At 65.9% G+C, this 20,087-nt stretch carries 19 protein-coding genes; 8 read left to right on the top strand and 11 right to left on the bottom strand.

Annotation, left to right across the window (positions count from 1 at the left end; genetic code table 11):
• Positions 1-10: 10 nt before the first annotated feature.
• Positions 11-466 carry a hypothetical protein gene (locus F604_RS0105540; RefSeq protein WP_019550778.1) on the top strand — a complete coding sequence of 152 codons (456 nt, stop codon included), beginning with the start codon at positions 11-13 and terminating at the stop codon, positions 464-466.
• Positions 467-535: 69 nt separating this feature from the next.
• Here the strand turns inward: F604_RS0105540 and pfkA are convergent, their stop codons facing one another.
• The 5 genes from pfkA to F604_RS0105515 form a co-directional block, all read right to left on the bottom strand.
• On the bottom strand, positions 536-1,504 hold the full coding sequence (gene pfkA, locus F604_RS0105535; protein ID WP_019550777.1) for a 6-phosphofructokinase: 969 nt from the start codon (positions 1,502-1,504) through the stop codon (positions 536-538).
• On the bottom strand, positions 1,501-2,313 hold the full coding sequence (gene rsmI / locus F604_RS0105530) for a 16S rRNA (cytidine(1402)-2'-O)-methyltransferase (protein ID WP_019550776.1): 813 nt from the start codon (positions 2,311-2,313) through the stop codon (positions 1,501-1,503). Before rsmI ends, pfkA begins: the two co-directional genes overlap by 4 nt.
• 1 nt (position 2,314) lies before the next feature.
• Positions 2,315-2,812 (bottom strand): hypothetical protein, encoded by a 498-nt coding sequence (locus F604_RS0105525; RefSeq protein WP_019550775.1) that lies wholly within the window; start codon positions 2,810-2,812, stop codon positions 2,315-2,317.
• Between the two features lie 68 nt (positions 2,813-2,880).
• Positions 2,881-3,411 (bottom strand): inorganic diphosphatase, encoded by a 531-nt coding sequence (locus F604_RS0105520; RefSeq protein ID WP_019550774.1) that lies wholly within the window; start codon positions 3,409-3,411, stop codon positions 2,881-2,883.
• Positions 3,412-3,421: 10 nt separating this feature from the next.
• On the bottom strand, positions 3,422-4,072 hold the full coding sequence (locus tag F604_RS0105515) for a glycerophosphodiester phosphodiesterase (protein ID WP_019550773.1): 651 nt from the start codon (positions 4,070-4,072) through the stop codon (positions 3,422-3,424).
• A gap of 23 nt (positions 4,073-4,095) precedes the next feature.
• Here F604_RS0105515 and F604_RS0105510 point away from each other — a divergent pair, with 23 nt between their 5' ends.
• Genes F604_RS0105510 through F604_RS0105500 form a run of 3 tightly spaced genes read left to right on the top strand, consistent with a single transcriptional unit; the run spans position 4,096 to position 7,077 of the window.
• Positions 4,096-4,746: a hypothetical protein gene (locus tag F604_RS0105510; RefSeq protein WP_019550772.1), complete on the top strand. Its 651-nt coding sequence runs from the start codon at positions 4,096-4,098 to the stop codon at positions 4,744-4,746.
• Positions 4,719-5,027, top strand: coding sequence for a ComEA family DNA-binding protein (locus F604_RS0105505; protein ID WP_019550771.1), 309 nt, complete (start codon positions 4,719-4,721; stop codon positions 5,025-5,027). Before F604_RS0105510 ends, F604_RS0105505 begins: the two co-directional genes overlap by 28 nt.
• On the top strand, positions 5,014-7,077 hold the full coding sequence (locus F604_RS0105500) for a DNA internalization-related competence protein ComEC/Rec2 (RefSeq protein ID WP_019550770.1): 2,064 nt from the start codon (positions 5,014-5,016) through the stop codon (positions 7,075-7,077). Before F604_RS0105505 ends, F604_RS0105500 begins: the two co-directional genes overlap by 14 nt.
• On the opposite strand, the gene F604_RS0105495 is transcribed toward F604_RS0105500, so the two are convergent.
• The 4 genes from F604_RS0105495 to mnmG are packed head-to-tail and all read right to left on the bottom strand — an operon-like array spanning position 7,065 to position 11,186.
• Entirely contained in the window at positions 7,065-7,877 is an 813-nt protein-coding gene (locus tag F604_RS0105495) for a ParB/RepB/Spo0J family partition protein (RefSeq protein WP_019550769.1), read from the bottom strand. The two genes, F604_RS0105500 and F604_RS0105495, sit on opposite strands and share 13 nt — an antisense overlap.
• Positions 7,861-8,613 carry a chromosome-partitioning ATPase Soj gene (gene soj / locus F604_RS0105490; protein ID WP_019550768.1) on the bottom strand — a complete coding sequence of 251 codons (753 nt, stop codon included), beginning with the start codon at positions 8,611-8,613 and terminating at the stop codon, positions 7,861-7,863. The genes F604_RS0105495 and soj overlap by 17 nt, the downstream gene beginning before the upstream one ends.
• Positions 8,607-9,335 (bottom strand): 16S rRNA (guanine(527)-N(7))-methyltransferase RsmG, encoded by a 729-nt coding sequence (rsmG, locus tag F604_RS0105485; protein ID WP_026328995.1) that lies wholly within the window; start codon positions 9,333-9,335, stop codon positions 8,607-8,609. Before rsmG ends, soj begins: the two co-directional genes overlap by 7 nt.
• Positions 9,336-9,371: 36 nt before the next feature.
• Positions 9,372-11,186: a tRNA uridine-5-carboxymethylaminomethyl(34) synthesis enzyme MnmG gene (mnmG, locus tag F604_RS0105480; RefSeq protein ID WP_276324406.1), complete on the bottom strand. Its 1,815-nt coding sequence runs from the start codon at positions 11,184-11,186 to the stop codon at positions 9,372-9,374.
• A 44-nt stretch (positions 11,187-11,230) separates the two neighbouring features.
• Here mnmG and dnaA point away from each other — a divergent pair, with 44 nt between their 5' ends.
• The 4 genes from dnaA to pyk all read left to right on the top strand — a co-directional run bounded on the left by dnaA (position 11,231) and on the right by pyk (position 16,696).
• On the top strand, positions 11,231-12,544 hold the full coding sequence (gene dnaA, locus F604_RS0105475; RefSeq protein ID WP_026328994.1) for a chromosomal replication initiator protein DnaA: 1,314 nt from the start codon (positions 11,231-11,233) through the stop codon (positions 12,542-12,544).
• Positions 12,545-12,847: 303 nt separating this feature from the next.
• Entirely contained in the window at positions 12,848-13,963 is a 1,116-nt protein-coding gene (gene dnaN, locus F604_RS0105470; RefSeq protein ID WP_019550765.1) for a DNA polymerase III subunit beta, read from the top strand.
• A gap of 53 nt (positions 13,964-14,016) precedes the next feature.
• Entirely contained in the window at positions 14,017-15,285 is a 1,269-nt protein-coding gene (eno, locus tag F604_RS0105465; RefSeq protein ID WP_019550764.1) for a phosphopyruvate hydratase, read from the top strand.
• Complete coding sequence (gene pyk / locus F604_RS0105460) at positions 15,272-16,696, top strand: pyruvate kinase (protein WP_019550763.1); 1,425 nt, start codon at positions 15,272-15,274, stop codon at positions 16,694-16,696. The genes eno and pyk overlap by 14 nt, the downstream gene beginning before the upstream one ends.
• A 121-nt stretch (positions 16,697-16,817) precedes the next feature.
• On the opposite strand, the gene F604_RS0105455 is transcribed toward pyk, so the two are convergent.
• Positions 16,818-18,287 carry a phosphodiester glycosidase family protein gene (locus F604_RS0105455; protein ID WP_019550762.1) on the bottom strand — a complete coding sequence of 490 codons (1,470 nt, stop codon included), beginning with the start codon at positions 18,285-18,287 and terminating at the stop codon, positions 16,818-16,820.
• 41 nt (positions 18,288-18,328) lie between these two features.
• Positions 18,329-19,561, bottom strand: coding sequence for an RtcB family protein (locus F604_RS13560; RefSeq protein ID WP_420804985.1), 1,233 nt, complete (start codon positions 19,559-19,561; stop codon positions 18,329-18,331).
• Positions 19,562-20,087 lie beyond the last annotated feature (526 nt).

Here is a 20,087-nt window from a genome sequence, read left to right as displayed (position 1 = left end):
AACTGAGGCCATGCTCACCTGGGTGGATCTCCTGGCCCTGCTAGGCTTGGCCGTGGCCCTGGCCTGGGGCTACCGGAGCGGCCTCCAGGGGGCCTTCGCCGGGCTTGGGGTGGTGCTCTACCTCCTCCTGGCCCAGGTGGGGTTTGCCGGCCCCTGGTGGGGTCTTGGCCTCGGGCTTCTCCTGGGGCTTCTGGCCAAAAGCCTCCCCCTTCCCTCCCTTTCCCAGGGCCTCGAGGCCCTCCTGGGCTCCCTGGGAGGGTTCCTTTTGGGCCTCTTCGTGGCCCTGGCCATCTGGACCGGCTATCCCTGGGAAAAAACCGCCGCCGGGAGCCTCCGCTACCCCTCCCTGAACCTTCCCACCCCGGTCTACGACGGGGTGAGCCAGAGCCCCTTTGCCCGGGAAGCCTTCCGCCTGGCCTGGACCTCCCCATGGCTCAGGCGGGCCCTGGGCCTAGATCGGCCGTAAGGCTATCTAGGTCAGCCGCAAGGCTATCTAGGTCAGCCGCAAGGCTATCTAGGTCAGCCGCAAGGCTATCTAGAGGGCCAGAATCCGCGACAGGGCCAGAAGGGAGCGGTTGATGTCCTTCTTACGCTCCACCGCCTCCTTGAGGGGGGTGAGCTCCACCTCCCCCTCCACCTCCCCCACCATGACCCCGCTGGTCCCCCCGGCCAGGGCCTCCACCGCCGCCGCCCCCAGGCGGCTTGCCAGGATGCGGTCCTTGGCGGTGGGGCTCCCGCCCCGCTGGATATGGCCCAAGACGGTGACCCGGGCCTCCACCCGCACGTGCTCCTGGATGGCGGCAAGAAGCCCCGCCGCCCCCCCGGGGTAGGCGCCCTCGGCCACCACCACGATGGAGCTGGATTTTCCCCGCCGCAAGGACTCCATGAGCCCCTCGGCGATGGTCTTGGGGTCCAAGGGCTCCTCGGGAACGGCGATCACCTCCGCCCCTCCCGCCAGGCCCACGTCCAAGGCGATGAAGCCCGAGGAGCGCCCCATAACTTCAATGAAGAAGACCCGCTCGTGGCTGGCCGCGGTGTCCCGGATGCGGTCTATGGCCTCGAGGGCGGTGTTCACCGCGGTATCAAAGCCGATGGTGTAATCGGTGCCGTAAAGGTCGTTGTCAATGGTGCCGGGCACCCCCACCACGGGAATCCGGTGCTCCTCCGAAAGGCGCATGGCTCCGCGAAAGGTACCGTCCCCTCCGATGGCCACCAGGCCCTCGATGCCCGCCGCTTTGAGCTTCTCCGCCGCCTTGGCCCGGCCCTCTTCCGTGAGGAACTCCTGGCTTCTTGCGGTGAGGAGAACGGTTCCCCCCCGCTGAAGGATGTTGGCCACATCCCGCACCCCCAAGGGCACCATCTCCCCCAGGATCATGCCCGCATAGCCGCGGCGGATGCCGATCACCTCGAGGCCCAAGGCATAGGCCTGGCGCACCACCGCCCTGATGGCCGCATTCATCCCCGGGGCGTCGCCGCCGGAAGTAAACACCCCTATGCGCTTCATTCTCCCTCCTCAAAGGGCTTCTTCTCCCCCTCCAAAGCCAGGCGATAGGCCTCGTTCCTGGGAACCCCCCTCTGCAGAAGGGCCCGGAAAAGGGCCTTACCCTTAAGGCCCTGGGCTTTTAGCTCCTCCAAGAGCTGGTTGGCCTCCACGGGTGGCGCCTCCTTGGGTCCCAGCACCAAAACGAACTCGCCCCTTGAGTTTTGAAAGTGCCTCCAGGCCTCCTCCAGGGTCCCCCGGAAGATCTCCTCGTGCACCTTGCTGATCTCCCGGGCCACGGCCACGGGATGCCCGGGGCCGTAGACCCCCATGAGGTCCTCCAGGGTTTTTTGCAGGCGATGGGGGCTTTCGTACAGCACCGCGGTCCTCCCTTCCCGGGCCAGGGCCCAAAGCCGTTCCTTGCGCTCCTTGCCCCCCTTGGGCAGAAACCCCTCAAAGGTGAAGCGGTGGGTGGGCAGGCCCGAGGCCACCAGGGCGGGGATGAGGGCGGTGGGACCCGGAAGCGCTTCCACCCGCCAGCCCCATTCTAACGCCAGCCGCACCAGATCCGCCCCGGGATCGGAGATGCCCGGGGTGCCGGCGTCCGTGGCGTAGGCCACGTAAGCGTAAGGGGAAAGGAGTTCCCTGGCCTTTCCCATCGTGTGCTGGTCCAAGCGCAGGGTGGGGGTAGGGATGCCGTAGTGGCGGAGGAGAAGCCCGGTACGCCGGGTGTCTTCACAGGCCACCACCTCCACCTCCTTGAGCACCCTCAGGGCCCTTAGGGTGATGTCCTCCAGGTTGCCGATGGGGGTGGGTACCAGGACCAGGCGCACCTTAGAGGAGGATGGGCTTGAGAAGCTCCTGGACCTCGCGGAAGGGGAACTGGTACACCGAGCCCGAGGGCAGGGTGAACTCCAAAAGGTCCGGGCTTCCCGGGAAAAGGATGCGGCGCAGGGCCATGGGGCCCCCATCGGTTTCCACATGGACCGTCACGTAGTCGGGCTCCAGGTTGGGTTCATCCTCCGCTTCCTTGGGAGGTTCCTCCCCCACCCCCTCCTCCAGGCGGCGAAGGGCTTCCAGGAGGTCGGCCTTGAGGGTTCGCACCTCCTCCTCCAAGGTGCCGTCGGAAAAAACCAGAACCGCCTCCTCCCCTTCCCCATAGGCGGTAAGCCCCCAAAGGGCCTCTCCTTCCTCCTCGGGGGGGGCCTCCACCAGCTCCAGGGTGCCGTCGGAAAGCAGGCGCAAGACCGCCCCGCAGGCCTCGCAGTCCAGGAGGTCCCCCGCCTCGTACCCCGCAAGCTCTAGGGTTTCCCCGCATGCCGGGCAGACCATAAGCGTCCTCCTGGCTTCATTGTAAGCCTAAAGAAAAAGGGCCAGGCCACGCTTTCTCAAAACCCACCTCAATGGGCCTGGTAGCGGGCGATGCAGGCCCTTACCTCCTCCAGGGCCGCCTGCCGGTCCCGCCAGCCCGTCACCCTGACCCACTTGCCCTTTTTGGCCTCGAGGGCCTTATAGGTTTCAAAGAAGTGCTGGATCTCCTGCCTCACCCCTTCGGGAACATCGGCAATATCCCGGATATGGTCCAGGCGCTGGTCCTCCGCCACCACCCCGATGACCTTGGCGTCCCCGCCCTTCTCGTCCTCCATGAGCAGAAGGCCCACCACCCGCACCTCCACCACCACGCCGGGCAAAAGGGGGTAGGTGGAGAGAACCAGGCCGTCCAGGGGATCCCCATCCTCGGCCAGGGTGGAGGGAATGAACCCGTAGTCCCCGGGATAGAACTGGGCTCCGGGAAGGACCCGGTCCAGCTTGATAACCCCAAGCTCCGGATCGTACTCGTACTTGTTGCCGGAACCCCTGGGCACCTCGATGACCATGTTCACCACCTCGGGAGCACCCTTACCCACGGGAAGGCTCTTCAGGTTCGCCATAGCCCCCCCATTATACGAGGACCCCCGGGAAATCGGTGACCAGGGCATCCACCCCCCAGGCGGCCAGTTCCTGGGCTTGCTGGCGGCGGTTCACCGTCCAGACCAGTACCCGGTAGCGGGTCCTTAGCTTCCTCACCTTGGCCTCGCTGAGCAAAGAGGCCTCGGGATGCACCCATTCCACCCCCAGGCAGGGGGCCAGGGCCTCCGCCTCCTCGTGTTCATAAAGAAGGCCCAGGGGCCCCACCCCAAGCCGTTTAAGGCGCACCAGGGCCAAGGGATCAAAGGAGCTCACCCAGATCCTATCCGAGGGGTAACGGGCCAGGAGCCTGGCCAAGGCCTCCTCCCGGCCGTCGGTTTCCGGGGGAAGGCTTTTCAGCTCCACGTTGATCCAGGCTTCGGGGAAGGTCCTCAGCACCTCCTCGAGGGTGGGCACATAGGCCGGAAGCTCCCTGAAGGCCAAGGAGGCCAAGGGGACGCCCTCTAGGGTGAAGTCGTGGTGCACCACCAAGACCCCGTCCCGGGTGAGGTGGACGTCTAGCTCAAAGCCGTCCAGCCCAGCCTCCAAGGCCTGGCGGAATGCCTCCAGGGTATTTTCCACATAGACCTGGGCCTCGCCTTCCGCCAGGCGAGGGGCGCCGCGGTGTCCCAAGCGCAAGGGCACGAGGGGAAGTATACAATGGAGCCATGGGCAAGTATGAAGCGGCGTTTTCCCGCCTGGGCGAGGAGGCTCTGGTCAAGCTGGAAGGGCCGGGTGGCTTTCTGGCCGTCACCGAGGCCCACCTGGTCTTCGTGGACGACGCCGGGGTAAAGCGCCTGGAGCTTTCCCGGATCCGCCGGGTGGGCAAGGGAGAGGCCGGCACCCTCCTGGTGCAAGGGGAGGAGGATTCCCTGGTCCTCCCCCTGAAGGCCTTCCCCCTGGAGGAGCTCAAGGTCTTTCTGGAAGGGTTGAAACCTCACGTGGCCCGGGCCCGCAAGGCCACCTCGGCTCCCGCCCCCGCCCCCAAGGCTCCCCTGACCCAGGAAACCCCTCCCCCACCCCCTCCTCCCGAGCCCCCGAAGGCCCCGGTGTGGGAAGAGGAACTCCCTCCCAAGCGGGATTCGGTGGAGCTAGCCCCGGAGCCGGAGTCCCCTCCCCAAGCCCCCACGCCCAAGGCCCAGGGAGGGAGAAACCCTTTGGCCCTCCCCTTAAAGGTCCTCTCCCTCCTCACCCTGGCCTACACCGTGGCCTTCGTGGCCCTGAACCCCGGGGTGGATCCTTGGGTCCTGGCCGGGGTTCTCCTAGGCGGGCTTGGTCTGGCCTTGACGGAGTGGTCCTCCTCTACCTCCTCGCGGTAGCCCTCCTGGGTCTTTCCAGCCTCTGGCCCAAGCTGGTCCCGAAACCCCAGCCGGTGTGGGTGGAAACCCTGGCGGAGGCCAGCTTTGAGCCCCCAGCCCCTGAGCCCATTAGCTTGAACCAAGCCAGCCTCGAGGAGCTCATGAGCCTCCCTGGGGTCGGCCCCGTGCTGGCCCAGAGGATCGTGGCGGGAAGACCCTACGCCCGGGTGGAGGACCTCCTGAGGGTCAAGGGCATCGGCCCCGCCACCCTGGAACGGCTCAGGCCCTATGTCCGGCCCTAGGGCATTCTTCCCCAAGCCTCCCCTCTCTACCTGGGGTCCAGGGGTAGGCCTGGGTCTAGGCGGGCTCCTGGGAGCCTGGGGGCTTTTCCATCCCTGGGTCCTTCTCCTGGCGCCCTTACTCCTCCCCTTCCTCCGGCTTCCCTTCGCCCTTGGGCTCGTTTTTGTCCTCCTCCGGGGCCTCCTCTTCCCCGTACCGGAACCCCCTTACGGCACCCGCCTCGAGGGTGTCTTCACCCTCCACCAAGGCACCATCCTCTGGCAGGGGCACAGGCTCTGGGTGCAGCACTACCCGGGCCTGGAGGATGGCCGCTACCGGCTGAGGGGGTACCTGGCTCCACCCCAGGGCAAGCGCAACCCCGGGGGCTTTGACCAGCGCACCTGGCTCCTCTCCCGGGGGATAAGAGGGGTGTTTCACGTGGAACGGGCGGAGGCCCTGGCCCCCCTACCCGATCCTCGGGCACCCTGGCGAGAGCGCCTCACCGCGGGCCTCTCCCCCCAGGTCGGGGAAGTGGTGGAGGGCCTGGTCCTAGGGGACAAAAGGGGCCTCGAGGACGCCTACCCCCTCTTCCAGAAAGCGGGCCTCGCCCACCTCCTTGCGGTCTCCGGGCAGAACGTGGGCTATTTGGCGGCGACCCTAGCCCTTCTTCCCCTGGGGCGGTGGCGCTACCTCCTCGCCCTCCTCCTTCTCCCCGCCTACCTGTGGCTGGCAGGCCCCAGCCCCTCCCTGCTGCGGGCGAGCCTCATGGCGGGCCTTTCCCTCCTGGGGCTCTTCCTCGGCCTGGGAGCCGCGGGGGTCTTCCAGGCCTTGGGGTTGGCCCTTTTCCTCCAACTCCTCCTCCGCCCCGAGGCCCTCCTGGGCCTAGGCTTCCAGCTCTCCTACCTGGCGGTGCTGGGCCTGGCCCTGGTCCTCCCCGCCTTGGCCCTTCCCTCAGGGGCCCGGGGCTGGCTCCTCGGGGGCCTCGCCGCCAGCCTGGCCGCCCAGCTCCCCCTTATCCCCCTCCTCCTCCACCACTTCGCCTTCCTCCCCCTCCTCGCCCCCCTGGTCAACCTCCTTGCCCTCCCCCTGGCGGCCCTCCTCGTGCCCCTGGGTCTTCTGAAGCTCCTCCTTGGGGGAGTCCTGGCGCCCCTGGTGGAAGCCCTGGCCCGAGCCCTCCTGGCCCTGGCTCAGGTCGCCTCCCAAGGACCCCTGCTCCGGTGGGGGGAGGTCTCGCCCCCGGGCTTTGCCCTTTACTACCTGGCCCTCCTGCCTCCCTTCCTCGTCCTCCGCGGGCTCTTCCCCTGGCGCAAGGCCCTCCTCCTCGCCACCCTGCCCGTCCTGGCTGGCCTCGCCGCCGGCTGGCCCAAACCCTTGGACCTCTGGGCCCTGGACGTGGGCCAGGGGGATGCCCTGCTGGCCCGGCTGGGTGGGGCCGAGGTGCTGGTGGACGGGGGCCGGCCCGAGCAGGGGGAAAAGGTGGTGCGGGCCCTAAGGGCCCTGGGGGTGGAAGCCCTCGAGGTCCTGGTGGCCACCCACCCCGACGTGGACCACTACGGCGGGCTCCTCCAGGTGGTGGCCGAGCTCCCGGTGGGCCTGGCCCTCCTCTCCCCGGCCTTTCCCCGGGATCACCCCTTGGTGCGGGCTCTGGAGGCCAAGGGGGTACCCATCCGCTACCCCGGCGCGGGCACGCGGCTCAGGGTGGGGCGGGGGAGCCTCGAGGTCCTCTGGCCTCCTGGCCCGCAAGCAGACGACAACCAAGGCGGTCTGGTCCTCCTCCTGGACTTCGTCGGGCCCAAAGCCCTTCTCCTGGCAGACGTGCCCGGGGAGGTGGAGGAAAGGCTCACTCCCCCGCAGGTGGCGGTGGTTAAGGTTAGCCACCACGGTTCCCGCACGGGCACGGACGAGGACCTCCTGGAACGCACCCGACCCCAGGTGGCCTTGATAGGCGTGGGAAGGAACCCCCATGGCCACCCCCACCCCGAGGTCTTGGAGCGCCTGGACCAGCATGGGGTAAGGGTCTACCGCACCGACCAAAACGGCGCGGTGCGGGTCCTCTTTGGCTACGCCTGGTAACCCAGCCGCTCTAAAAGGGCCTCCAGCTCCTCCAGGGAGCGGTAGTGGATGACCACCTTCCCCCGCCTTCCCCCCACCACCCTCACCGGCAGGCCCAGGTGCCGGGAAAGCTCCAGGGAAAGGGGAGAGGGTTCCTGGGTTTTGCGCTCCTGTTCCCGCACCAAACGCTCCCGCAAGGCCTCCGCCTGGCGTACGGAAAGCCCTTTTTCCAGGATCTCCCTCAGGCCCCAAAGCCGGTCCTCAGGCTCCAGCATCAAAAGGGCCCGGGCGTGGCCTGCGCTGATGAGCCCCTGTTCCAAGACCTCCAAAACCTCCTCGGGAAGCTGCAAAAGCCTCAGGGCGTTGGCCACCGTGGAGCGGGCCTTACCCACCCGCTTGGCCACCTCCTCCTGGGTGAGGCCCAGACCCAAGAGGGCCTGGTAACCCCGGGCCTCCTCCAACGGGGTGAGGTCCTCCCGCTGGAGGTTCTCCACCAGGGCCACCTCCATGGCCTCCTGGTCCGTGAGGTCGCGGATGATGACGGGAATCTCCTTCAGGCCCGCCATCTCCGCGGCCCTAAGGCGCCTCTCCCCGGCCACCAATTCGTATCCCTCCCCCTTGGGACGCACCACCAGGGGTTGAAGCAGGCCTTTCTCCCGAATGGAAGCCGCAAGCTCCTCCAGACCCTCCTGGGAGAACCTCCGGCGAGGCTGGTGGGGGTTGGGCCGGATGGCGGACAGGGGAAGCCGGACCACCCCTCCGCCGCCCTTGGGCAGGAGGGCCTCGAGGCCCCTCCCTAAACCGCTAGCCTTCTTGGACACGGGCGATCACCTCCTCGGCCAGACGGCGGTAGGCGTGGGCCCCCGGCGAGGTGGGGGCATGCTGGGCAATGGTCCTGCCAAAGCTCGGGGCCTCTGCCAGCCGCACGTTCCGGGGCACCACCGTCCAGAACACCTTCTCCCCGAAGTGGGCCCGAAGCTGGGCCTCCACCTGCTGGGACAAAAGGGTCCGGCCGTCGTACATGGTGATGGGGATGCCGAGAAGCCTAAGGCACGGGTTCAGCCGGGTGCGCACCTCGTCCAGGGTGGAGAGCAACCCCGCCACCCCCTCCAGGGCGTAGTACTCCGCCTGCACCGGGACCACCACCCCGTGCGCCGCCGCCAGGGCGCTCAGGGTGAGGGCGGAGAGGCTGGGGGGCACGTCCAAGAGGGTGATATCGTACCCCTCGTCCCGTAAGGCCTCCCCTAGGGCCAGGGGCTTTTCCAGAAGCTCCACCGTGGCCCCCACCAGCTCCGGGGTGGCCGGCAACAAATGGAAACCGTCCACGGGCTGCACCAAGGCCTCCAGGGGTTCCCCCTGCAACACCTGGTACACCCCGCGCTCGGGCCGGAGCCCAAGGCCGCTGGTGGCGTTCATCTGGGGGTCCAGGTCCACCAAGAGGACTTTCTTCCCCATGCGGGCCAGGTAGGCGGCCAGATTGATGGCGGTGGTGGTCTTGCCCACCCCCCCCTTCTGGTTCACCAGGGCGATCCGCCGCAACACCTTGGACCCTAGCATAAAGGATTTCTCTCGGGCACCCCCGGTCGCCGGGGATACCTGGCCGGGGTAGAGGCCTCCTTGGGCACCACCACCAGGTTCCGTTCCTCCTGGGCCACGGGAAGAACCAAGGAGTGGACGGTAACCAAACCGCCTCCCAGGAGGGCTAGGGCCCTGGGCAAGGGGGCCACCTCCTCCACCACCCTCGGACCCTTCTGGGCCACCATATACCCTCCCAGGGCCACGAAGGGCAGGCCCAGCTCCACCAAGACGCAAAGAGAAGCCACCGCCCGGGCCACCACCCGGTGGTAGGCCTCCCGGTGCTCGGGCATATGGGCCAGCTCCTCCGCCCGGCCCCAGAGGGGGTAGGTCCCCTTCAGCCCAAGGGCCTCCACCGCCTGGGCCACGAAGGCCACCTTCTTCTTGGTGGCGTCCAGGAGGGTGACCTCCAGCTCCGGGCGCACGATCTTCAGGGGAAGCCCGGGAAACCCCGCCCCCGTGCCCAGGTCCAGCACCCGCCATGGCCCCTGGAAGAGGGGCAAGGTAAGGAGGGTGAGGGAGTCCAGGAAATGTTTGACCACCACCTCCTCCTCCGTGCGCAAGGCCGTGAGGTTGGTGCGCCGGTTGGCCTCCATGAGGAGGTCGTAAAGGCGGGAGAAGGTGGAAAGGTGGGCCTCGAGGTCCAGCCCCAAGGCCTTTCCACCCTCCAGAAGAAGCTGAACGCCCTTTGGGCTTAGACCCACCCCCACCCCCAATGTTTCACGGGAAACATCCCCCTCTCACCGGGAAAGCACCCTGAGGTGCACCAACAGGGCCGTGAGGTCCGAGTCCCGTATCCCAGGGACCCGGGCAGCCTCCGCCACGGTCCGGGGCCTCACCCGGGAAAGCTTTTCCACGGCCTCCCGGGAAAGGCCCGGGATCCGGGGGAACTCCAAACCCTCGGGTATGCGAAAGCCCTCCAGGTCCCTCAGCTTTTTCCGCAGCTGCTCCTGCCGCTCGATGTACCCCGCGTACTTGGCCCGCACCTCCACCTGGTAGGCTTCTTCGGGGCTCAAAGGAACAGGTGGGGGAAAGCGTTCCGCCAAGGCCCCGTAGGTGTTTCCCGGACGCCTCAGCCACACCAGGCCGCTCACCCCATCCACCCGCAAGGCCTCGAGGCGCCTTAGCTCCGCCTCCACCCGGCGGTACTTTTCCCTCATCGCTTCCAGATCCTCCCTGGGCCTAAGGCCCCACTCCACCGCCAAGGGCACCAGGCGCTCGTCCGCATTGTCCGCCCGGCAAAGGAGGCGGAGCTCCACCCTCGAGGTCATCATCCGGTAGGGCTCGTCCGTACCCCGGCCCACCAGGTCGTCCACCATCACCCCGATGTAGCCGCTTTCCCGGGGGAGATGCACCTCTGAGAGGCCCAGGGCATACCGGGCAGCGTTCAGCCCCGCCAGGAGGCCCTGGGCCGCGGCCTCCTCGTACCCCGAGGTGCCGTTCACCTGCCCGGCAGCGAACAACCCAGGGAGGAAGCGGGACTGGAGCCCCCGGGTAAGCTCCGTGGGATCCAGGCTGTCGTACTCCACCGCGTAAGCGTAGCGCTGGATCACCGCCCGCCCAAACCCCGGCAGGCTTTTCACCATATCCTCCTGGAGCTCCGGCGGCAGGCTGGAGGAGAACCCCTGCAGGTACACCTCGCTGGTGGCAAGCCCGTCGGGCTCCACGAAGAGAAGGTGGCTATCCTTGTCGTAAAAGCGCACCACCTTATCCTCAATGGAGGGGCAGTAGCGGGGACCGATGCCCACGATATCCCCGGCATAAAGGGGAGACAGGTGCAGGTTCTCCAGGATCAGGCGGTGGGTGCGGGATGTGGTCCGGGTCTGCCACGTGGGAAGCTTGGCCGCATGGGGTCCCGGGCTTCCCGTGAAGCTTCCCGGGGGTACCTCCGGGGGCACCACCAAGAGCTCCGAGAAGTCCACGGAATCCGCCCGGATCCGGGGTGGGGTCCCCGTCTTGAACCGGCGCAGGGTGTGGCCGACGGCCTCGAGGCTACGGGAAAGGAACCGGGCCGGCGGCTCCCCCTGCCGTCCCGCTGGCCGGGAACGCCTTCCGTACCAGACCACCCCTCCCAGGAAGGTTCCCCCCGCCACCACCACCGCCTTGGCGGGAATCTCCCGGCCATCCACGGTGCGCACCCCAAGAAGTCTTCCCCCCTCCACAAAGAGGCTCACCACCTCCCCCCGGATCACCTCGACCGGCCTCTCCGCCAGGATTTCCTGGGCCTTAAGGGCGTAGAGATCCCGGTCCACCTGGACCCTAAGGCTTTGCACCGCCGGTCCCTTGGAGCGGTTCAGCACCCGGGTGTGGATGGCGGTGGCGTCCGCCGCCCGGCCCATAAGCCCCCCCAGGGCGGTGAGCTCCGCCACCAGCTGGCTTTTGCCGGGTCCGCCCACCGCCGGGTTGCAGGGCATCATGCCTATGCGCTCGGGGTTGATGGTGACCAGGGCCACCCGCACTCCGAGGGCCGCGGCCGCCCAGGCCGCCTCCAGCCCTGCATGCCCACCTCCCACCACCACCACGTCGTAACGCATCCCACCCTCCACTTTACCCAAGGCCTTGGCGTAGAATGTTCCTCCGGAAACGCGGGGGGGTAGCCTTGACCCACGAGGCCGTCTGGCAACACATCCTGGAGCACATCCGCCGCAACATCACCGAGGTGGAGTTCCACACCTGGTTCGAGCGCATCCGCCCCTTGGGCATCCAGGATGGGGTACTCCAGCTGGCGGTGCCCACCTCCTTCGCCCTGGACTGGATCAAGCGCCACTACGCCGAGCTGATCCAGGAGGCCCTGGGTCTCCTGGGAGCCCAGCCTCCCCGGTTTGAGCTCAAGGTGGTCCCCAGCGTGGCCGTCCAGGAGGATATCTTCCACACCCCTGCCCCTTCCGAAGCAGCCAAGCCCAACCTCAACCCCAAGTACACCTTTGAAAACTTCGTGGTGGGGCCCAACAACTCCATGGCCCATGCGGCGGCGGTGGCGGTGGCCGAGTCCCCGGGGCGCGCCTACAACCCCCTTTTCATCTACGGGGGCGTGGGCCTGGGCAAGACCCACCTCATGCACGCCGTGGGGCACTCCGTGGCCAAACGTTTCCCCCACCTGAAGATCGAGTACGTATCCACGGAAACCTTCACCAACGAGCTCATCAACGCCATCCGCGAGGACCGCATGACGGAATTCCGCGAGCGGTACCGCTCCGTGGACCTTCTCTTGGTGGACGACATCCAGTTCATCGCCGGCAAGGAGCGCACCCAGGAGGAGTTCTTCCACACCTTCAACGCCCTCTACGAGGCCCACAAGCAGATCATCCTCTCCTCCGACCGGCCCCCCAAGGATATCCTGACCCTCGAGGCCCGCTTACGAAGCCGGTTCGAATGGGGCCTCATCACCGACATCCAGCCCCCTGACCTGGAAACCCGCATCGCCATCCTCAAGATGAACGCCGAGCAACGGGGTCTCAGGATCAGCGAGGAGGTGCTGGAGTACATCGCCCGGCAGGTGACCTCCAACATCCGCGAGCTGGAGGGTGCTCTGATGCGCACGATCGCCTACGCTTCCCTAAACGGGGTGGAACTCACCCGCGCCGTGGCCGCCAAGGCGCTTTCCGACATCTTCGCCTCCAAGGAGGTGGAGGTGGATCCCCACGAGATCGTGCGCAAGGTGGCGGAGTACTTCGCCCTGCGCCCGGAGGACCTGGTGGGAGGTGGCCGGCGCAAGGAGGTGGTTTTACCCCGCCAGATCGCCATGTTCCTGGTGCGGGAACTCACCCGCTCCTCCCTCCCGGAAATCGGCCAGCTCTTCGGAGGGCGGGACCATACCACCGTCCTCTATGCCATCCAAAAGGTTCAGGAGCTTTCGGAAAGCGACCGAGAGGTGCAGAAGCTGCTTCGCAGCCTGAAAGAGGCCCTGACATGACCCCTGTGGATAACCTGTGGATAACCCTGTGGATAACCCCGATTTTCCTGTGGATAACCCTGTGGACAAACTGTGGAAAACCAACCCCCCTTCGGAGCCTGTGGATAACTGGCCAGTTATCCACAGCTTATCCACAACCCAAGGCCAGTTATCCACAAAGGTTTTCCACAAGCCCTTTTCGCTCCCACACAGCATTTTCTACCCCTTATCCACATATCCACAGCCCCTATTACTACGACTACTATCTTTTAAGATCTTTAAAAAACCCATAGTAAGAGCAGTAGATTAGAGGAGGCAAACCCCGTGAAGGTGAAAGTTCCAAAAACCCTGCTAACCGAACACGTGGCCTTGCTGGAACGGGTCATTCCCACGCGAAGCTCCAACCCCCTTTTTACCTACTTGGGCCTAGCCCTTACGCCAGATGCCCTGGTGTTGTTCGGAACCAATGGCGAGGTGGATCTGGAAGTGCGCCTGGAGCTTCCCACGGAGGGAGAGGGGCGTTTTCTGGTTCCCGCCCAGCCTTTCTTCCAACTGGTGAAGAGCCTTCCCGGGGATCAGGTGGAGCTGGACTTCGGTGCGGAGCTTTCCCTTTCTTCGGGTTCCTTCAGCACCCGGCTGAGCCTTGCCCCCGACGAAGGCTACCCGGAGCTTTTCTTTCCCAGCCTGGAAGGCCCCGCAGAGCCCTATCCCCTCCAGACCCTTTTGCCGGTGGAGGAGCTTCTTAAGGCGCTATCCCACGTGCGCTATGCGGCCAGCAACGAAGAGTACCGGGCGATCTTCCGGGGTGTGCAGCTGGAGTTTTCCGAGGGCGGGCTTCGCTCCGTGGCCTCCGACGGGTACCGCCTGGCCCTTTACAGGCTTGCCAAGCCCCAACCCTTTGCCAAGAAGGTGGTGGTGCCTGCCCGAAGCGTGGACGAGATGGTGAGGGTTCTGAAGGGTATGGGCGAGGGGGAGGTGGCCCTGGCCCTGGGCCCGGGGGTTCTAGGTCTCGCCACCGGCAAGGGACAGCTGCGCATGGCTGTCCGGCTTATGGAAGGGGAGTTCCCGGACTATGAGCGGGTGATCCCCAAGGAGTTTCCCCTGAAGGCGGCCTTCGATGTGGAGGCCTTCCGGGAGGCCCTGCGCCGGGTGAGCGTCCTTTCTGACCGGCAAAACCATAGGGTGGACCTTCTTTTTGAGGAGGGGCGGGTATTGCTCTCCGCTGAGGGGGACTACGGCAAGGGGCAGGAGGAGATCCCCGTGCGCCTCGAGGGCCTGCCCCTGGCGGTGGCCTACAACGCCCGCTATCTCTTGGAGGCCCTTTCCCCTCTCTCCGGCCAGGCGGTGTTGTTGCTTTCCGGGCCCACCAGCCCTAGCCTGGTGCGCCCAGGGGAGGCGGCGGAGGGGTACCAGGCGGTGGTGGTGCCCCTACGGGTGTAAACTTAGCTCCGAGGGGCGGGAAGCGCTTCCAGAAACGCTTAGGGGAGGAGTCCATGACCACGATCGTGAACGTGAAAGCCAGGGAGGTTTTAGACTCTAGGGGCTTTCCCACGGTGGAGGCCGAGGTGGAGCTGGAAGGTGGTGCCAGGGGCAGGGCCATGGTGCCCTCCGGAGCCTCCACCGGCACCCATGAGGCCTTGGAGCTACGGGATGGGGGTAGGCGTTACCTGGGGAAGGGGGTGCGCCGGGCGGTGGCCCACATCCTGGAACGCATCGCCCCCGAGCTCATCGGCCGGGATGCCCTGGACCAGGAGGGGGTGGACCGGGCCATGCTGGAGCTGGATGGCACTCCTAACAAGGCCAACCTGGGGGCCAACGCCATCCTGGCGGTTTCCCTGGCCACGGCCCGGGCGGCGGCGGAGGCTTTGGGTCTGCCTTTATACCGTTATTTGGGGGGAGTTCAGGCGGTTACTTTGCCGGTTCCCCTTATGAACGTGATCAACGGGGGAAAGCACGCGGACAACCGGGTGGATTTCCAGGAGTTCATGCTGGTGCCTGCGGGGGTGGAAAGCTTTTCCGAGGCCTTGCGGGTGGGGGCTGAGGTCTTCCACACCCTGAAGGGGGTGCTGAAGGAAAAGGGATACAGCACCAATGTGGGGGACGAGGGAGGCTTCGCTCCGGACCTAAGGAGCAACGAGGAGGCCATAGAGCTTCTTCTTTTGGCCATCGAGCGGGCGGGATACACCCCGGGGCAGGAGGTTTCCCTGGCCCTGGATCCCGCGGCCAGCGAGCTTTACCAGGAGGGGAAGTACCACCTGGAAGGGGAAGGGCGGGTGCTTTCCTCGGAGGAGATGGTGGAGTTCTGGGCCACATGGGTGGACAAATACCCCATCCGCTCCATTGAGGACGGCCTGGCGGAGGACGACTGGGAAGGCTGGCGGCTTCTCACCGAGCGCCTGGGTGGCAGGGTCCAGCTGGTGGGGGATGACCTTTTCGTAACCAACCCGGACAGGCTTCGCCAAGGGATCCAGCAAGGTGTGGCCAACGCCATCCTGGTGAAGGTGAACCAGATCGGCACCCTTTCCGAGACCCTCGAGGCCATCCGCTTGGCCCAGCGCTCCGGCTACCGGGCGGTGATCAGCCACCGCTCCGGGGAAACCGAGGACAGCTTCATCGCCGACCTAGCGGTGGCGGTGAACGCCGGGCAGATCAAGACGGGTTCCCTCTCCCGTTCGGATCGCCTTTCCAAGTACAACCAGCTCCTGCGCATCGAGGAGGAGCTGGGGCGTGCGGCGCGCTTTTTAGGGTATGAGGCCTTTTAAGCGCACCAAGATTGTGGCCACCCTGGGGCCCGCTTCGGACTCCAAGGAAGCCATCCGGGCCCTGGCGGAGGCAGGGGCGGATGTCTTTCGCCTGAACTTTAGCCACGGCACCCACGAGGAGCACCGCAGGCGGGCGGCCTGGGTGCGGGAGGTGGGGAAGGAACTTGGAAAAACCTTGGCCATCCTCCAAGACCTCCAGGGCCCCAAGATCCGCATAGGCCGCTTCAAGGAGGGCCGGGTGGAGCTTAAGGCCGGCCAGCCCTTTATCCTCACCCGGGCTCCCGTGGAGGGGGACGAGACCCGGGTTTCCATCACCTACAAGGGGCTTCCCGAGGACGTGGCTCCCGGTCAGGTGCTCCTCTTGGACGACGGCCGCCTGCGCCTTCGGGTGGAGAGGATCCAAGGGGACGAGATCCACACCGTGGTGGAGCTGGGTGGGATTCTTTCCGACAGTAAGGGGATCAACGTCCCTGGCTCGGATCTTTCCATCCCCGCTCTCTCGGAAAAGGACATCCAGGACCTAGCCCTGGGGGCGGAGCTCGGGGTGGACTGGGTGGCGGTTTCCTTCGTGCGCACCCGGGATGACCTGCTCCTGGCCCGGCACTACCTGGCCCGGCATGGTTCCCGGGCCCGGCTCATGGCCAAGATAGAGAAGCCTTCCGCCGTCCACCGCTTTGAGGAGATTCTGGAGGAGGCCGACGGGATCATGGTGGCCCGGGGGGACCTGGGGGTGGAGATGCCTTTGGAGGAGGTGCCCATCATGCAAAAGCGCCTTATCCTCAAGGCCATTGCCGCCGGGAAACCGGTGATCACCGCCACCCAGATGCTGGAGTCCATGGTGCAGAACCCAAGCCCCACCCGGGCAGAGGCCTCGGATGTGGCCAACGCCATCTTCGACGGCACGGATGCGGTGATGCTCTCCGCGGAAACCGCTGCCGGGGCTTACCCGGTGGAGGCCGTGGCCACCATGGCCAGGATCGCCCGGGTGGTGGAGTCCTCCCCCGAGTTCTTGCAAAAGCTCAACGTCCTCCGCCCGGCTCCCACCCCCACCATCCAGGACGCCATCGCCCAGGCGGCGGACGACATCGTGGAGGCAGTGGACGCCAAGGCCATTGTGGTCTTTACCGCCACGGGAAGCTCCGCCAGGCGCATTGCCCGCACGCGGCCCAAAGTGCCCATCCTGGCCCTCACCCCGAACCCCGAGGTGGAGCGGCAGCTGGCCTTGGTCTGGGGTGTTCTGCCCCATCTGGCCCCCGACCCCCAGGACACCGACGACATGGTGCGCATCGCCCTGGAGAAGGCCAAGGCCTGCGGGCTAGCCCAGGTGGGGGAGAGGGTGGTGATCGCCGCGGGAGTGCCCTTTGGGGTGCAGGGGACCACCAACCTCATCCGGGTGGAGCGGGTGAGCTAACATCACCCCACCCTGGCCGTGCCAGGGTGGGAATCCTGGAAAAGCCTTTTTGCAGGGGTACTCTCCCCAAAGCAGTCCGGATGTGGGGTTAACTTCCCGCTTCCCGTGGGGGGAGGCACCTTCAAGGAGCGTAGAGGGCCAAGGCGCTCACCACCGGCCTGGGGGAGCCATTGTAAGGGCTTCGCAGTCTCCCCTTAACCCAAAGCTGGGCAGACCCGCCCCCATCCATGCGGAGGGCATTCCAGGCCCCTAAGGAGAGAAGTGCCCGGGCCAGGACCCCGGGGGTGGTGGGTTCGGAAACCACAAGCCAAAGCTTCCCTTCCCGGGTCCAGGCCACGGCCGCCTGGGGGGCTATGGCCTCGAGGGGCCTTTTATCGCGGAAGTTTTCCTGGCTCGGGTCAAAGGCGTACTGGCCCTCCCTGACCAAGAGGGGGCCGCCCTCCAGGGCGTAGCGGAAGGGGGGGTCCAGGCGGCTGTAGAGGCTTAAGGAGTCCCCTGGCCTAAGGGGGAAGGGAGGTGCCTCCTTGGGGAAGGCAAGGGCCCAGGCCCCAGGGGGAAGTTCCTGGGGGGCGGGGAAGATGGCCTGTACCCGGTTTCCCATCACCAAGGCCACCTCCTCCCCCTCCCTTCCCACGGTTCCCGGGACCGTGTAGGCGGTGTAGCGGGCCCGGGAGGTGTTGATGCCCACCCGCACCCGCTCTCCGGAAGGACCCTGGACCATTGCCTCAAACCGGGGAACCCCCAGGAAGAAGCTGAATCCATCCCATAAGAGAGCCATGCGGCCGCTGGGATAGGAAACCGTAACCCCGTCCTGGACCCAGAGGCCGATGGGGGTAGCGGTTTTGGGGTCAAAGTACCCCCCGTTCAGCACCGCCAGGGCGTTTGGGGCAAGGTCCTTGGGTAGGGCCCGGACCCCGGGCTTGCCCACAGGAACCAGCCTGCCTTTCTCCGCCTCCACCAGGTAAAGCCTTAGGGGCTCTGGGGTAAAGGCCCAGATCTCCCGATAGCGGACTCCCGCGGCCACGGGTTCCTCCACCTCGGCCTCGAGCACAAAGAGGTCGAGGACCAGCCGATCTGGCTCCTTGAGGGGGAAGAGCCGGTAGCGAAGGAGCCTTCCGGGAAAGCTTAGGAAAAGCTCGGTGCCCTTGGGTAAAAGCCGCACCCGGGCTTCTAACCCTTTGGGCCAGGGCACTTGGAGCATCCCCGGGGCCAGATAGGGAAAGGAGAGAAGGAGGCTTCCTTGTCCTTGGCCCTCCAGGGGGAGGTGGGCGGCAGCCTCCCCTGCCGGAAGGTCCAACACCAGGCGGAAGCCCCGTCCTTGGATGCCGTGGCGTACCCCTGCCTCCGGCACCAAAAAGAAGCCTAGGGCCTTCAGGGCCTCGAGGGGCAGTTTTTCCCCATCGGGTGGGGGAAGTCTGGGGTCCAAGGGCTCTGCCCAGCCCACCCCCGGCGCGTAGACGAAGCGCACCCCCTCCCCCTCGTAAATCCAGGCCGAAGCCTCCTCCCGAAAGGAAAGGCCAAAGGTGCTGGCGGGAAGTAGGGTCTGGGCCAGGGAGCAGGAGAGGAAAAGGAGGAGAGCTAGGAGCCTCATCCCTCCATGGGAGCAGATGGCGGTGAGAAAGCGCTTAGAGTTTATCCCTTGACCACGATGAGGGGCCTTAGGCGGGCCACCTTCTTTCCGATTCCAGCTCCCTGGACCGCCTCCACCACCACGGAAACATCCTTGTAGGCCTCGGGCATCTCCTCGTCCACGGTAGCCTTGGTGGCTGCCCGCACCAGTATGCCCCTTTCCGCAAGCTCCTTCACCAGGTTGCGCTCCTTGGCCACCCGCTTGGCCTGGTGGCGGCTCATCTTGCGTCCGGCCCCGTGGCAGCTGGAGCCAAAGGACACCGCCATGGCCTTTTCCGTGCCCGCTAGCACATAGGAGTAGCGGCCCATATCCCCGGGTACCAGCACGGGCTGGCCCACGTGCCGGTATTCCAGGGGAATCTCCGGATTTCCCGGCCCGAAGGCCCGGGTAGCCCCCTTGCGGTGCACCAGAACCCTTCTTCCCCCGTGCTCCTCAAACTTGGCGTTGTTATGGGCCAGATCGTAGAGGACCCTGAGGCCATGTTCCCTTGGGGGGAAGCCCACGGCCTCAAAGGCCTCCCGCACAAAGTGGGCGATGAGCTGGCGGTTGGCGAAGGCGAAGTTGGCGGCGGCGGCCATGGCCTGGAGGTAGTCCTGGCCCTCAGGGCTCTGGATGGGGGCTGCGGCCAGCTGCTTGTCTACCAGCTCTATGCCGTAGCGGGGGGCGGCTTTAAGGAATTTCTCCACATAGTCCTGGCAGACCTGATGGCCCAGGCCCCGGCTTCCCGTATGGATGAGGACGGTGATCTGGTTGGGGAAAAGCCCGAAGGCCTCGGCAGCCTCCTCATCATAGATTTGGTCCACGTACTGGACCTCGAGGAAATGGTTCCCGCTTCCTAAGGTGCCGATCTGGGGAGCCCCCCGCTCAAAGGCCCTTTCCGACACCTTATCGGGGTTGGCCCAGGGCAGGCGGCCTTCCGACTCGATGAAGTGGAGGTCCTCGGGGTAGCCATAGCCCCTTTGGATGAGCCAGCCAGCCCCCTCTTTAAGGATTTCCTTGAGCTCCTTTTTGCTGAAGCGCACGTCCTTGCGCTCGCTTCCCACCCCCGAGGGGATCAGACGGTAGAGGGTGTCCGCCAGTTCCCGTTGGCGGGGGAGAAGGTCTTCCAGGGTGAGATGGGAGGCCAAAAGGCGTACCCCGCAGTTGGAGACCACAAACCCTTCGGCCACAAAGTTGTGTCCCTCATGAGCCATGGAGAGGTCGTAAACCCTTCCCCCGTGGGGAACGGTTTCCATAGCCACTACCCTGTCAAAAAGCATGGGGCCGGCCCTTTGGAGGAACTCAGGGAAGGTGGGAAATCCCCAGGGGCGGAATCCACCTCGCTTCTCGTAAAGGGTACGCTCCACGAAGCGCCGAGGAAGGCCTAGGGTGGCGGCGATGCGTTTTGGTCCTAGGCCTGCCTGTCGTAGGGCCAAGACCTCCTCGGCCTGGGTTTCCCGAGCTTCTAAGTGGGCCTTTTTCAGGCGCAGGTAGAAAGCAGCCGCCTGGGCTAGCCAGGCTTTTTGGGGAGCGTAGGCATAGCCCACCCTCTCGTAAAGGAGGCTGAGGTTTTCCGGTGTACTCCGGAGGATCAGTTTGAAGCGGTGGGAAGGATCAGCGGGTTCCTCCCAATCCAGTTCCTCACGCAGGGACTGGACTTCCAGGCCCAAGCTTTCCATTAAGCGGGCCAGATCTTCCATGAAGGTCCGGCCAATCCCCAAAAGGCTTTTCCGTTTGGACTGGGAGAGCACAGGAGAGGCGAGGTTGTACCCATGTCCGCTT

Source organism: Thermus scotoductus DSM 8553 (assembly GCF_000381045.1).
Classification (GTDB): Bacteria; Deinococcota; Deinococci; order Deinococcales; family Thermaceae; genus Thermus; species Thermus scotoductus.
This window is presented reverse-complemented; position numbering and strand designations above follow the sequence as displayed.

Bases quoted from the DNA above. Each gene is read 5' to 3' on its own strand.
- pyk (WP_019550763.1), top strand. From the start codon at position 15,272: ATGAGGCCTTTTAAGCGCACCAAGATTGTGGCCACCCTGGGGCCCGCT.
- soj (WP_019550768.1), bottom strand. From the start codon at position 8,613: ATGCTAGGGTCCAAGGTGTTGCGGCGGATCGCCCTGGTGAACCAGAAG.
- F604_RS0105455 (WP_019550762.1), bottom strand. From the start codon at position 18,287: ATGAGGCTCCTAGCTCTCCTCCTTTTCCTCTCCTGCTCCCTGGCCCAG.
- eno (WP_019550764.1), top strand. From the start codon at position 14,017: ATGACCACGATCGTGAACGTGAAAGCCAGGGAGGTTTTAGACTCTAGG.
- F604_RS0105510 (WP_019550772.1), top strand. From the start codon at position 4,096: ATGGGCAAGTATGAAGCGGCGTTTTCCCGCCTGGGCGAGGAGGCTCTG.
- F604_RS0105525 (WP_019550775.1), bottom strand. From the start codon at position 2,812: ATGGTCTGCCCGGCATGCGGGGAAACCCTAGAGCTTGCGGGGTACGAG.
- pfkA (WP_019550777.1), bottom strand. From the start codon at position 1,504: ATGAAGCGCATAGGGGTGTTTACTTCCGGCGGCGACGCCCCGGGGATG.
- F604_RS13560 (WP_420804985.1), bottom strand. From the start codon at position 19,561: ATGGAAACCGTTCCCCACGGGGGAAGGGTTTACGACCTCTCCATGGCT.
- F604_RS0105520 (WP_019550774.1), bottom strand. From the start codon at position 3,411: ATGGCGAACCTGAAGAGCCTTCCCGTGGGTAAGGGTGCTCCCGAGGTG.
- F604_RS0105540 (WP_019550778.1), top strand. From the start codon at position 11: ATGCTCACCTGGGTGGATCTCCTGGCCCTGCTAGGCTTGGCCGTGGCC.
- F604_RS0105500 (WP_019550770.1), top strand. From the start codon at position 5,014: ATGTCCGGCCCTAGGGCATTCTTCCCCAAGCCTCCCCTCTCTACCTGG.